Genomic DNA, 13,065 nt, shown 5'->3' with positions numbered 1-13,065 from the left:
TGTGAAGGAAACTTAAATGGTTCGGGCACCACTGGGAGATTCCCGCTACTGGTCTGAATGGGTTGCGTATGGTGACGAACGCATTGCCCGAGCGCTGGAGAACGCGCGGGCCCCGGCACGCGATCCCGACTACGCGCCGCAGTACGTCTATACCATTGCCCAAGACCACTGGCACCAGATGCTAAGTCGCTACTCTGCCGGATGCCCTGTCGCCGACTTGCCTCCTTATTTCCCTGGGCTACTCGATGCCTGGGAAGAGGCCGAACGCCTAGGTGCATCGGTCTGGACCCCTGAGCAACAGTTCACCCGCCACAGCTGGCGCGTCAACTATGACCATTACATCGTCTGCTTCTGGCTGGTGGGCCTGGGGTTGGCTCTGGAGATTCCCGATGATCAATGGCGAAGGCTGCTGGCCCTTATCGGCAATGAAGGCGAGGACGTGTTGCTCGACCGGGTCATCGCGAGTCGCAGTCCCGAGCGCAAAGTGGGGGCCGCTCTCCTTTATCCCAAACCTTATGGACGACTGTTGGCGGCGGTGGATGCGCCGGTGGAGACGCAGGCTTCCAAGTTGGAAGCCTTTGTCAGTCACTGGTATCAGGAAGTCCGAACAGGGGCGAAATCCGGCTCCGATCCCCAGGCAGTCAGTTACAAGCATCCCTACTGGTACACCTATGGCGACGAGAATTTTGAAGGTGGCGCATATTTCGGTCGCTGGTGCGTGGAAGCTGTGGCGGCGGTGAAGGCTTTTGGGCTGGATGATTCACAGTGCCTGGGGCTTGAGCATTATCCAGGGGATCTACTCCGGCCCGATGGTCCGAGTACGCATCCGGTAAGGCAAGAGATCGTGCCACCTGCGCCAGTGGTCGCGGAGACTAAAGTGGGATTTTGGGGAAGGCTGTTGGGACGTCGCTAAGTGACGATCTGACGAGCAAAGCCGGGCATGGCACTGCCGTTTCAGCGAATCCAAAGTGGGCACGCTGTGGCGAGGGAGCTTGCTCCCGCTGGGCTGCGCAGCGGCCCGACAAGGCAAGGGCCGCTTCGCGCCCCAGCGGGAGCAAGCTCCCTCGCCACGGATTCCACTGGGGGCTGCCAGTTCCTTCTGGCGGACTGGCATTGGCGCCTTTCTCGCACTAAACCTCTCCCATACGATCGGTTAACGGAACGCCACTTGCGGCCGATAAGCTGATGAGCACCCGTTTGGGCGCATCTTTTTTACTTGCCTGGACATCCTCGATGCTGGCGTACCACCAAAAAAGTTTTCTGATCGTCGATGATTTCTCGGATTTCCGCAGTTCGATCCGCTCCATGTTGCGTGAGCTGGGCGTCAAGGACGTGGATACCGCCGACACCGGTGAAGTGGCGTTGCGCATGTGCTCGCAGAAGCGCTATGACTTCATCCTGCAGGACTATCACCTCGGCGACGGGCGCAAGAACGGTCAGCAGGTGCTTGAAGACCTGATGGTCGAGAAGCTGATCAGCCATGAAAGCGTGTTCCTCATGGTGACCGCCGAGACCAGTCAGGCGATGGTGCTCAGCGCTTTGGAGCATGAGCCCGACGCGTACCTGACCAAGCCGTTCAACCGCTCCGGCCTGGCCCAGCGGCTGGAACGGCTGGAGCAGCGCAAGACTTTGCTCAAGCCGATCCTCCAGGCGCTGGATCGCGAAAAACCGTTGGAAGTGCTCAATGCCTGCATCGCCCTGTGCAAGCAGGATCCGCGCTACGGGCCGCTGTGCCTGCGCTATCGGGCCGACGCGTTGCGCGACCTGAACCAGAACGAAGCCCTGGAGCGCCTGTACAACACCATCCTGGCCGACCGTCCGCTGCCCTGGGCCTATGCGGGCCTGGGCAAGTTGCTGTTCAAGCGCGGCCAGGTGGCGCAGGCCAAGGAGGTCTACGAAAAGGCACTGAAAACCTTTCCGATGATGCCGGCCTTGTACGACGGCATGGCCGATGTGCTGGTGGCCGAAGGCGACACGAAACAGGCGCAGCGGGTGCTGGAAGAGGCGGTTCGCCTGTCGCCCCTGGCGGTGCGTCGACAAGCGCTGCTGGGCAAGCTGGCGATGACCAACGAAGACTACGACACCGCGTCCAGGGCCTATCGCCAGGCGGTCGGGCAGGGCGCGCAGTCGCGCTTCAAGGATCCGGAGACCAACCTGGGCCTGGCTCATGCGTTGATCAGCAAGGGCAGCGAAAAGGGCCTCGATACGCGCACGCGGCTGGAGATCAACACGACCCTCAGCGCCGTGGCGAAGGAAAACCTCAACGACCCGGGCCTGCAGGTCCGGGCGCGCCTGATGAAAGCCACGAGCCTGCTGCTCAACGATGCCGAAACCGCCGAGAAGCTCACCGAGCAGGCCTTGCAGCGCCTCGACGGCATGGAGCAGTTCATGAGCGCGGAGGCGGCCTTGTTGGTGGCCAAGCAACTGCAAATGCTTGGTCAGGCCAGCGCCGGCGAGTCGATGCTCAAAAACTGCGCGGAAATCTACGGCGATGACCCGACGGTGATGCAAGGCATCGCCAAGCTCACCGACGACCCGAACATCCTCAACCAGGGCAATGCGGCGGCCGAGCTGAACCGCGAAGGCGTGCGCGTCTACAAGACCGGCGCCTTGCCGGAGGCGCGGGAGCTGTTCCGCCGCGCCCTGAAGATGCAGCCGAAGAACATCAGTATTGCCCTGAACATGGCGCAGTCCCTGCTGCACGGCACCGATACCAGCGTGGAATCGGAACTGCTGCAGGAGTGCCGCGCTTGTCTGAAGCTGGTGGGCATGATGCCCGACACCGACGCGCGGTTTGCGCGTTACCAGAAACTGCGAAGCAAGGCGTTTGGCGATGAATGACAGCGAACAGGCACTCGATTTTTCCACGGTGATCGCGTCGACCGTGCATGACATGAAGAACTCCCTGACCCTGCTCATGCAGGCGCATGCGCAGTGGCTCGAGCGCTTGCCCGACGCCGAGCGCCAGACCCCGGAGCAGGGCGTCATGGACTTCGAATTCGCCCACCTCAATGGGTTGCTGGTGCAACTGCTGGGGCTGTACAAGCTCGGCGTCAACCAGTTGCCCCTGCATCCGGCCTACCACGAGTTGGACGATTTCATCGAGGCGCAACTGGCCGGCCATGAGGACGTGTTCCGCAGCCGCGGGATCATGGCCACCTATGAAGTCGACCCCCTCAGCCCGCTGGGCTTTTTCGACCGCGAGTTGATTGCGTCGGTGCTCGACAATTGCATCACCAACGCCATTCGCCATGGGCGCCAGGCCTTGTTGATCAGCGCGAGCGATGAGGCCGGGCAGTTGGTGCTGACCATCAACGATGACGGCGAGGGCTATCCGGCCGAGATGATCGAACGCCAGGCTGAGTACGTGCAAGGCATCAACCACAGCAGCGGCAGCACCGGGCTGGGCCTGTACTTCGCGGCGCGTATCGCCGGGCTGCACCAGCGCGGCGGCGTGAGCGGGCGAACCGAGATCGCCAATGGCGGTGTGCTGGGCGGCGCGGTGTTCCGGATCTACCTGCCCTGAGGTATTCCTTGCGCATAACCCCTCTGTGGGAGCGAGCTTGCTCGCGAAGGCGGTGCATCAGTCGCTACGCAAAGGCTGACAGACTGCCTTCGTGAGCAGGTTCGCTCCTACGGTGTAGGCTGTGTATTTTCTGACGGTTTTTATTCGTCCAGCCTGCTTGATATTCCGAACAGCCGAAGCCTATTTTGTACGGGTTGCCGTTCGCGGCTCGCATATAACAAGGATTGTGTCATGACGACCGATGGCCAGTGTTCACTCGCGCAGCGATTGACGGGCATTGATGAGATTGAATGCGTTACGCCGGATTTGAACGGCGTGCCGCGAGGCAAGGTGATGACCGCCGAAGGGTTCCTCGAGGGCCGACGGTTGCAGCTGGCGCGGGGGGTGCTGCTGCAATGCATCATGGGCGGTTACCCGGCGGCGCGATTCTACGGCAGCGACGACGGCGACCTGGCCCTGGTGGCCGACCCGCAACAGATCCACCGCCTGCCCTGGAGCCAACAGCCCCGCGCCCTGGCGATTTGCGATGCCGATGAACTGACCGGTGAAAGCTCAAGGCTTTCCACGCGCGGCCAACTCAAGGCCGTGATCGCGCGTTATGCCGCCCGTGGCCTGGCGCCGGTCGTGGCGACCGAGCTGGAGTTTTTCGTGTTCGCGCCCAACCCGGACCCGACCCAGCCGTTCCAGCCGCCGCTGGGCCTGGATGGGCGACGCGAGGACGGGCATTCGGCGTTCAGTGTCAGTTCCAACAATGGCCTGCGACCTTTCTTCAATGAGGTGTACGCCTGCATGGCGGCACTGGGCCTGCCCCGCGATACGTTCATGCACGAAATGGGCGTGAGCCAGTTCGAGATCAACCTGCTCCATGGCGACCCGCTGCTGCTGGCCGACCAGACTTTCCTGTTCAAGCACCTGCTCAAGGAAGTGGCCCTCAAGCATGGGCTGATCGTGGTCTGCATGGCCAAGCCCCTGGCGAATACGCCGGGCAGTTCGATGCACATCCACCAGAGCGTCGTGGAACTGGGCAGCGGTCGCAACGTCTTCAGTGACGAGGCTGGCGAGCCGACGGCCACTTTCCGGCATTTCATCGGTGGGCAACAGGCCGGCCTGGCCGACTTCACCGCCCTGTTTGCGCCGAACGTGAACTCCTACCAGCGCCTCTACCAGCCGTGCGCCTCGCCGAACAATGCCTGCTGGTCCCATGACAACCGTTCGGCCGGGCTGCGGATCCCCGCCAGTTCACCGGTCGCCCGTCGGGTCGAGAATCGCTTGCCCGGGGCGGATGCCAACCCGTACCTGGCGATCGCCGCGAGCCTGGCCGCCGGGCTGCATGGCATTGAAAATCGCCTGGAGCCCAGCGAGGCGATCCAGGGTGAATTCGACGTGCCGGATAATCTCTCGCTGCCATGTACCTTGCATGCCGCGTTGGAGCGTCTGAAACGTAGTCATCTGGCGAAGGAACTGTTCAGTGAGGAGTTCATCGAAGGCTACGTTGCTTCGAAGACCCTTGAGCTGGCCAGCTTCTTCGATGAGATCACACCCTGGGAACGCCGCATTCTGGCGGCCCAGGCATAACGAATCGTTGTATCCGGGCTATCTTCAAGGGTAGCCCTTACCCCACCTCAAGGAGCCGCTCGGAACGCCGATGCGCCAAGTCTGGAAACCTTTTCGAGCGCTTTATTTCGCCTCGCTGATGATGTTGATCGGCTCGGGCCTCTTGAGTACCTACCTGGCCTTGCGCCTGGCCGCCGACCACGTGGACAGCCTGTGGGTCGGTGCGCTGATGGCGGCCAACTATTTCGGCCTGGTGCTGGGCGGCAAGATCGGCCATCGGCTGATTGCCCGCGTCGGGCATATCCGCGCCTACTCGGCCTGCGCCGGGATCGTCGGGGCGGCAGTCCTGGGCCACGGGCTGGTGAACTGGCTGCCGGCCTGGATCGTGCTGCGGATGATTGTCGGCCTCGGCATGATGTGCCAGTACATGGTCATCGAGAGCTGGCTCAACGAGCAGGCCGACGCCAAGCAGCGCGGGGTGGTGTTCAGCGGTTACATGATCGCCTCGTACCTGGGGATGGTGCTGGGCCAGTTGATCCTGGTGATCCATCCGGCCCTGGGCCTGGAATTGCTGATGCTGGTGGCGCTGTGCTTCACCTTGTGCCTGGTGCCGGTGGCGCTGACCCGACGGATTCACCCGGCGCCGCTGCGTCCGGCGCCGATGGAGCCGCGGTTCTTCATCAAGCGCGTCCCGCAGTCGCTCAGCACGGTGTTGGGCTCGGGGTTGATCGTCGGTTCCTTCTATGGCCTGGCGCCGTTGTATGCCTCCCAGCAGGGCCTGTCGACCGAGCAGGTCGGCCTGTTCATGGGGAGCTGCATCTTCGCCGGCCTGCTGGTGCAGTGGCCTTTGGGCTGGCTGTCCGATCGCTACGACCGGGCGTTGCTGATCCGCTGCTTTGCATTGGCCCTGGCAATCTGTGCGATGCCATTGGCGATCCTGTCGAGTGTGCCGCTGGAAGTGCTGTTCATCGCCGGGTTCTTCTGCTCGCTGGTCCAGTTCTGCCTGTATCCGCTGGCAGTGGCGTTCTCCAATGACCACGTCGAGGCGGATCGGCGAGTGTCGCTGACGGCGATGCTGTTGGTGACCTATGGCGTCGGTGCCAGTATCGGGCCGTTGGTGGCCGGGGTACTGATGAAGCTGTTCGGCAGCCACATGCTGTATGCGTTTTCCGCCTTCTTCGCCTTGATACTGGTGTGGCGGATTCGGCCGAAAGCGGTCACCAACCTGCACCAGGTCGACGACGCTCCGCTGCACCACGTGGCCATGCCCGACAGCATGTCGAGCTCGCCGCTGGTAGCGTGCCTTGACCCTCGGGTGGATGAGCAGGTGGTGCAGGAGCAGATGCAGGCGCCGGCCGCATCGGACGTTGAGCCCGAGCCTGAGCCCGAGCCTGAACCGGTTGCAGAAGCCGAAGCGGCCGATGACGAGCCGCAGGCCCCCAGCTTTACTCAAGCCAGGCCGTAATTGCGCATAAAAAAACGGGCAGTCACCGCAAGGGGCTGCCCGTTTTTTTAATGCGGCGGATCAGAGATCATCTTTGTCGAAACGACGGGCTTCGCGCTGGAGCTGGTAGACGAACCGCTCGACCTGGCGCTGCACCAGGCCGCTGATGTTGTGGAAGCGCACGCCAGCGAAGGTGGTGTTGATCCTTTCTTCGAAATGCAGGTAGCGCAATTCGACCGGGGCCGTCATGTTGCCGAAGGGCAGGGCAGCGATGAAGCGCTCGTAGACCTGGCCCAGTTGCAGGCGTTCGGTGATGTCGCCGTCAAAGCGCAGCTTGCAGCCGGTGGCGGAAATGTCCAGCAACTTGCCGTTTACTGCCGCCTTGAGCTTTTCGCCGCCCAGTTCGACGTCCACCAGTTGTGCCAGCTTCAGGGCGGCACGAAAGGCGTTGCGACGTTGATGATAGACCACTTCGTCAGGCAGGGCGCCGCGGTAGCAGCGGCCGTCGCTGGTGTCGCTGATGGTCAGCGGGCCGTTGCTTTCCCAGGCGATGCGCACGCCGTCGTGGAAGCCCTCGACGCGAAATGGCTCGCCCGCCAGCAGGAACCGTTCACCGTCCCGGGGGATCATTTCGTCGAGGGCGAGGGAGTTGTTCTCGCGGTTCACGTCCACCAGGTAGCTCTGGAAGCGTTGGGTGCGTTCGTGGAAGGTGATGATCAGCGGGTCATGGCTATCTTGCAGCATCCGCAGGTTGCCGGAGATTTCCAGGGGCGTGGTAAGGACCTTGGGCGGTTGCGGAGCATCATCCGCGTTTGAGGCATTGAACACGGTGGGTCAATCTCCAGGCAAAATACGACTACAAAGAGCCAGCATTTTGCCAGCATGTATCGCGCGTTGATAGAGCGCCGGCATGGTTCGTTTCATGCCTGGCTGAGCGGGCGGTGCTTGACCATCTTGGCGGTCGAACCGCGAGCGTCATACAGCGTCGGGATTTCACCGCCATTGAGGATGCGCAACTGATTGGCGGTGGCGGCCTGCTGGACCTGGATCGACTGGCCATTGCGCGCGTTGGCGGCCTGGCATTGGGCGAGCAGGTCAGTCAGGACAGCGCTCTGGGCGAGGAGCTGGTCGCCGATCGACGACTGGCTGGCCAACTGCTCGAGGCCGTCGGGGCTGGCGGGCAGGTTGAGGCTGGCGAGGATTTCGCTGCGCTTGCGGCCATGCTGGTCGAGCAAAATGATCAATGCCTGCTTCTGTGCCAGGATGTTTTCCAGCAAGGGCATGTCGCGACCGTGCAGCGCCAGTGATTCGGTCTGCAGCAGTTCCAGCAATTGTTGCGCTGGGACAAAGTCGTCGATGATCAGTTGCAATAAAGTCGTGTCGTGCATGGCTGGCCTTAGGTCTTAAGCGTCCAAAAGCCTGGCGCAGGCGGCGGCCTAGCGCTGGGCTTCGAAGTTGAGCAGTTTGCTGGCTACGCGGTTGCTGTCGACTTTATAGCTGCCATCGGCGATGGCTGCTTTCAACTCGGCCACGCGGGCGTTGTCGACGACAGGTTGATCGCGCAGCTTGTCAGTGACCTTCTGCAACTGCTGAGCCTCATTGCTGAGGTGAACCGACTCTCCATTGCTGACTTGTTCGGCCGGCGTAGACAACGGCGCGGATTTGTCGGCTTCCTTGCTGGCGCTGGTACGCGTAGTGCCTGTCAACGGTGAAGAGCTGTTTAAACGATTGAAGTCGATGACCATGGTAGAAAACCTCTGGATATTTGGACGCTTGCCATGTTTTCGGCCATCCCTAAAAAAACTTTAGGCTCATTTATCCAATGAACGTGCGCACGTCTGCGCTTGCCTTTGCGTAAGGCACAGTCTAGGGAACAGCGAGGTCAAGCGCCAGCTTTCTACCTGCCTGCGTAAAGTACTACATGGCCACTTCCACCTGGCCGGGGGCGATGACCTGAGCCTTGATCACCCGTTGGGAGTTGAGGTTCTTCACTCGGATCTGCTCGCGCATGCCGCCGTTGGACAGGGCCTCGCCGGGCATTCGCACGGCCAGGGTGCCGCTGCGGGCGGTGATGACCACCTGGTCGCCCTTGCGGACCACTTCGGCCTGTTCCAGGTGCACCTGGGTGATGACCTGGTCGGCGACCATTGGTCGGACAAGTTTCTGCCCGATGGCCTCATCCACCGACGTCAGGAAGCCCTGGCTGATCTGGCTGACGTCACGTTCGCGCAGCACCACGTCCTGCGGCTCGACGATCCCGGCCCGCTTGAGCGGACGAGTGGTCGTGACGATTTCACGAAACAGGCGCACCTGGGCGGGCACGAACACCGTCCAGGGCGCGGCGCTGTCGCAGCGCACCTTCACCGTGACGCGGCCCAGCGGGCGGGCCGGGCTTTCCAGCGAGGCAGTCAATTCCTTGTCGCACATCGGCATGCGCAGGCGTGGGTCGAGCTGGTTGACTTCGATTTCGTAGCGACCTTCGGTTTGACTGGTTGCCAGATAGTCTTCTACGGTGAATTCAAGAAAGCCTTGAGTGACGCCGATAAGGAGATCAGGCAAGGTAACCGGAGCCTCCGCGAGAGCCGGGTTGCCCCAGGTGAACAGGCAGGCAGCCAACAGTGCACCGAGCCAGTGGCGGCAGTGAGTGGTCAGGCGTCGAGAAAATGTCGTTTGTGCGTTCATGCCGGTTGAATAGCAAGCCCCGTGCCGTTTAGTGATGAATGCGCGTCGGACCCATTAGCGTTAGGTAGGAGTCAGGGCATGGCGGGAGTAATGGACTCGGTAAACCAGCGGACACAGCTGGTCGGTCAGAATCGCCTGGAGCTGTTGCTGTTCCGTCTCGACGGCCAGCAGTTGTACGGGATCAACGTATTCAAGGTGCGCGAGGTGCTGCAATGCCCCAAGCTGACCCTGATGCCCAAGTCCAGTCCCGTGGTGTGCGGTGTGGCAAACATTCGGGGAGCGACCATCCCCATCCTCGACCTGGCGATGGCGACCGGTTCGGGGCGGTTGATGGACCAGAGCAATCCGTTCGTGATCATCACCGAGTACAACACCAAGACCCAGGGTTTCCTGGTGCGCTCGGTGGAACGCATCGTCAACATGAACTGGGAGGAGATCCATCCGCCGCCCAAGGGCACCGGTCGCGATCACTACCTGACGGCGGTGACCCGGGTCGATAGCCAGTTGGTGGAAATCATCGACGTGGAGAAAATCCTCGCCGAAGTGGCGCCGACCACGGAAACGATTTCCCAGGGTGTGGTGGATGCCGAAACCCAGCACAAGGCGATTTCGCTGCGGGTGCTGACCGTGGATGATTCGTCGGTGGCGCGCAAGCAGGTGACCCGTTGCCTGCAAACTATCGGCGTCGAGGTGATTGCATTGAACGACGGTCGGCAGGCGCTGGATTACCTGCGCACGCTGGTCGACGAGGGCAAGAAGCCGGAAGAGGAGTTCCTGATGATGATCTCCGACATCGAGATGCCGGAGATGGACGGGTACACCCTCACTTCGGAGATCCGCAGCGACCCGCGTATGCAGAAACTGCATATCATCTTGCACACGTCGTTGTCCGGGGTGTTCAACCAGGCGATGGTCAAGAAGGTCGGTGCCGACGATTTCCTGGCAAAATTCCGGCCCGATGACCTGGCGTCCCGGGTGGTCGATCGAATCAAGTCAGTAGAATAAAAGGTCGGGCGCATTGTGCGCCCGGCACATCAATACAATGAAAGAGGCGGTATCTTGTCTACGGGTAATTTGGATTTCGAACAGTTCCGGGTCTTCCTGGAAAAAGCCTGTGGCATATTGCTTGGTGAAAACAAGCAATACCTGGTGTCGAGCCGTCTCAACAAATTGATGGAGCAACAGGGCCTCAAGACGTTGGGCGAGCTGGTGCAGCGCATCCAGACCCAGCCGCGCAGTGGCTTGCGCGAGATGGTGGTGGACGCCATGACCACCAACGAAACCTTGTGGTTTCGCGACACCTATCCGTTCGAGGTGTTGAAGAACAAAGTGCTGCCGGCGGCCATCAAGGCCAGTCCGGGCCAGCGCCTGCGGATCTGGTCGGCGGCCTGCTCGTCGGGACAGGAGCCGTATTCGCTGTCGATGTCCATCGACGAGTTCGAGCGGACCAACATCGGCCAGTTGAAGGGGGGCGTGCAGATCGTCGCCACCGACCTGTCCGGGACCATGCTCAACAACTGCAAGACCGGCGAGTACGACAGCCTGGCCATCGGTCGCGGCCTGTCGCCCGATCGCTTGCAGCGCTACTTCGATCCGAAGGGGCCGGGGCGTTGGGTGGTCAAGGCACCGATCAAGAACCGGGTGGAGTTCCGCTCGTTCAACCTACTGGACAGCTATGCCAGCCTGGGCAAGTTCGACATCGTGTTCTGCCGCAACGTGCTGATCTACTTCTCGGCCGAAGTGAAGAAGGACATCCTGATGCGTATCCACGGCACCCTGAAGCCCGGTGGCTACCTGTTCCTCGGGGCTTCCGAGGCGTTGAACGGCTTGCCGGATCATTACCAGATGGTCCAGTGCAGCCCGGGGATCATCTACCAGGCGAAGTGATTGGCCGGTGTGTCAAAAAACGGGAGCCCTTTAAGGCTCCCTTTTTTTTTGCCTGCCACCTTTCATCAAATCCCCCCAATCTCCTGTGGGAGCGGCTTGCCCGCGAAGGCGATCCAATAGAGACATTGATGCCGACTGATACACCGCTTTCGCGGCAAGCCCGCTCCCACCATTAATCGCCGTTGACGCTGAGAGCGGCAGAAAAGCGGCAGCCAAGCGGAAACCCATTGCCGCTTTTCTGGCATTGCCGCCTTGCCGCTGCCCGCAAAGCCCCGGTTTATGGGCTTTTGGAAAGTGGCACGACGCTTGCTATAGCCATCGTACGTACATTGGTCACCCAAAGGTTTGTGCCATGAGCATCAGCTTCGATAAAGCGCTCGGTATCCATGAAAAGGCCCTGGGCTTCCGCGCCCAGCGTGCCGAAGTCCTGGCCAACAACATCGCCAACGCCGATACCCCGAACTACAAGGCCCGGGATCTGGACTTCTCCAAAGTGCTCGCCGAGCAGAACGAGAAGACCAAGAACGGCAGCTTCGCCCTGAACATGACCAACAGCCGTCATATCGAGGCCGAGGGCCTGGGCAATGGCGACGAGTCGCTGATGTATCGCACGCCGATGCAACCGTCCATCGACCAGAACACCGTGGACGCTCAACTGGAACAGTCCAACTACGCGGAGAACTCCGTGAACTTCCAGGCCAGCTTCACGCTGCTCAACAGCAAATTCAAAGGGCTGGTATCGGCCCTGCGCGGAGAGTAATCCATGTCGATCGCGAGCGTATTCAACATCGCCGGCAGTGCCATGAGTGCCCAGACCACTCGCCTGAACACCGTCGCCAGTAACATCGCCAACGCCGAAACCGTGTCGTCGAGCATCGACCAGACCTACCGTGCTCGTCACCCGGTGTTCGCCACCATGTTCCAGGCTGGCCAGAACGGCGGCAGCGACTCGCTGTTCCAGGAGCAGGACGCGGCCGGGCAGGGCGTGCAGGTGTTGGGCGTGGTCGAAGACCAGAGCAACCTCGAAGCACGTTACGAGCCTAACCATCCGGCTGCCGACGCCAAGGGGTACGTCTACTACCCGAACGTCAACGTCGTCGAGGAAATGGCCGACATGATTTCCGCCAGTCGTTCGTTCCAGACCAACGCCGAAATGATGAACACCGCCAAAACCATGATGCAGAAGGTCCTGACCCTCGGTCAGTGATAAGGGGCGAGTCACATGAGTGTTACCAACACCACCGGTGGTCTGAGTCTCAACGAGATCCTGGCGAACTCGTCGGTCAAGACCACTAGCGCCAGCGACAGCCTGACCTCGGCCACCAGCGCGGCGACCGGCAAGAAGGAGCTGGGCAAGGATGCGTTCCTGCAACTGCTCGTTACCCAACTGAAGAACCAGAACCCGCTGGAGCCCCAGGACAACGGCGAGTTCGTGGCCCAACTGGCGCAGTTCAGCAGCCTGGAAGGCATCACCACCCTCAACCAGACGGTGAGCGGTATCGCCGGCAACTACAACTCGTCCCAGGCCTTGCAGGCGTCGTCGCTGGTCGGGCGCTCGGTCATTGCCCCGGGCGACAAGGCCGTGGTCGATACCTCCAAGAGCCTCAACGGCACGGTGGTGGTCCCGGCATCGGTTTCCTCCGTCGCGGTCAAGATCGTCGACAAGGACGGCAAGACCGTGCGCACCATCGACCTGGGCAGCCAGAAGGCCGGCAATTCCGCCTTCATCTGGGATGGCAAGAACGACGCGGGCACGACGGTCGAATCGGGCACTTATACCTTCGCGGCCTCGACGACTATCGACGGCCAGGCCACGTCGCTGATCACCAACCTGCCGGCAACGGTCAGCAGCGTGACGATCAGCCAGACGGGCGGTGAGTTGATGCTCAACCTCGCCGGGCTGGGCAGCATCGCCCTGTCCAAAGTACAAACTATTGGTATGTAAGAGCCGACTAACCCGGCAAAGGAGTGG

General features: G+C 61.4%; 14 protein-coding genes. 10 read left to right on the top strand and 4 right to left on the bottom strand.

What is annotated here, in order from left to right:
* Nucleotides 1–16 precede the first annotated feature (16 nt).
* The 5 genes from V5F23_RS21275 to V5F23_RS21255 all read left to right on the top strand — a co-directional run bounded on the left by V5F23_RS21275 (nt 17) and on the right by V5F23_RS21255 (nt 6,545).
* Nucleotides 17–913: a PoNi-like cognate immunity protein gene (locus tag V5F23_RS21275; protein WP_042728501.1), complete on the top strand. Its 897-nt coding sequence runs from the start codon at nt 17–19 to the stop codon at nt 911–913.
* 320 nt (nt 914–1,233) lie between these two features.
* Nucleotides 1,234–2,841: a tetratricopeptide repeat-containing response regulator gene (locus V5F23_RS21270; RefSeq protein WP_042729807.1), complete on the top strand. Its 1,608-nt coding sequence runs from the start codon at nt 1,234–1,236 to the stop codon at nt 2,839–2,841.
* Nucleotides 2,834–3,526, top strand: coding sequence for a HAMP domain-containing sensor histidine kinase (locus V5F23_RS21265; RefSeq protein WP_042729806.1), 693 nt, complete (start codon nt 2,834–2,836; stop codon nt 3,524–3,526). Before V5F23_RS21270 ends, V5F23_RS21265 begins: the two co-directional genes overlap by 8 nt.
* A gap of 333 nt (nt 3,527–3,859) precedes the next feature.
* Complete coding sequence (locus V5F23_RS21260; protein WP_185057643.1) at nt 3,860–5,101, top strand: glutamine synthetase family protein; 1,242 nt, start codon at nt 3,860–3,862, stop codon at nt 5,099–5,101.
* A 70-nt stretch (nt 5,102–5,171) separates the two neighbouring features.
* Nucleotides 5,172–6,545, top strand: a complete 1,374-nt coding sequence (locus V5F23_RS21255; RefSeq protein ID WP_123578415.1) for an MFS transporter — start codon at nt 5,172–5,174, stop codon at nt 6,543–6,545.
* A gap of 60 nt (nt 6,546–6,605) precedes the next feature.
* Here V5F23_RS21255 and V5F23_RS21250 read toward each other — a convergent pair whose 3' ends face one another.
* The 4 genes from V5F23_RS21250 to flgA form a co-directional block, all read right to left on the bottom strand.
* Nucleotides 6,606–7,352, bottom strand: coding sequence for a flagellar brake protein (locus tag V5F23_RS21250; protein ID WP_042729803.1), 747 nt, complete (start codon nt 7,350–7,352; stop codon nt 6,606–6,608).
* Nucleotides 7,353–7,444: 92 nt separating this feature from the next.
* Complete coding sequence (locus tag V5F23_RS21245) at nt 7,445–7,912, bottom strand: flagellar protein FlgN (protein WP_042729802.1); 468 nt, start codon at nt 7,910–7,912, stop codon at nt 7,445–7,447.
* 48 nt (nt 7,913–7,960) lie between these two features.
* Nucleotides 7,961–8,269, bottom strand: coding sequence for a flagellar biosynthesis anti-sigma factor FlgM (flgM, locus tag V5F23_RS21240; protein ID WP_042729801.1), 309 nt, complete (start codon nt 8,267–8,269; stop codon nt 7,961–7,963).
* A 172-nt stretch (nt 8,270–8,441) separates the two neighbouring features.
* On the bottom strand, nt 8,442–9,206 hold the full coding sequence (gene flgA / locus V5F23_RS21235; protein WP_042729800.1) for a flagellar basal body P-ring formation chaperone FlgA: 765 nt from the start codon (nt 9,204–9,206) through the stop codon (nt 8,442–8,444).
* A gap of 78 nt (nt 9,207–9,284) precedes the next feature.
* Here flgA and V5F23_RS21230 point away from each other — a divergent pair, with 78 nt between their 5' ends.
* The 5 genes from V5F23_RS21230 to flgD all read left to right on the top strand — a co-directional run bounded on the left by V5F23_RS21230 (nt 9,285) and on the right by flgD (nt 13,038).
* Nucleotides 9,285–10,211, top strand: coding sequence for a chemotaxis protein CheV (locus V5F23_RS21230; protein WP_042729799.1), 927 nt, complete (start codon nt 9,285–9,287; stop codon nt 10,209–10,211).
* A gap of 54 nt (nt 10,212–10,265) precedes the next feature.
* A complete protein-coding gene (cheR, locus tag V5F23_RS21225; protein WP_042729798.1) occupies nt 10,266–11,093 on the top strand; it encodes a protein-glutamate O-methyltransferase CheR in 828 nt (275 codons plus the stop codon).
* A gap of 352 nt (nt 11,094–11,445) precedes the next feature.
* A complete protein-coding gene (gene flgB / locus V5F23_RS21220; protein ID WP_042729797.1) occupies nt 11,446–11,853 on the top strand; it encodes a flagellar basal body rod protein FlgB in 408 nt (135 codons plus the stop codon).
* A gap of 3 nt (nt 11,854–11,856) precedes the next feature.
* Nucleotides 11,857–12,300 (top strand): flagellar basal body rod protein FlgC, encoded by a 444-nt coding sequence (gene flgC / locus V5F23_RS21215; protein ID WP_042729796.1) that lies wholly within the window; start codon nt 11,857–11,859, stop codon nt 12,298–12,300.
* Between the two features lie 15 nt (nt 12,301–12,315).
* Nucleotides 12,316–13,038: a flagellar hook assembly protein FlgD gene (flgD, locus tag V5F23_RS21210; RefSeq protein ID WP_042729795.1), complete on the top strand. Its 723-nt coding sequence runs from the start codon at nt 12,316–12,318 to the stop codon at nt 13,036–13,038.
* Nucleotides 13,039–13,065: the final 27 nt, after the last annotated feature.

The organism is Pseudomonas sp. WP18 (assembly GCF_036689585.1).
Taxonomy (GTDB): domain Bacteria; phylum Pseudomonadota; class Gammaproteobacteria; order Pseudomonadales; family Pseudomonadaceae; genus Aquipseudomonas; species Aquipseudomonas chlororaphis_E.
This window is presented reverse-complemented; position numbering and strand designations above follow the sequence as displayed.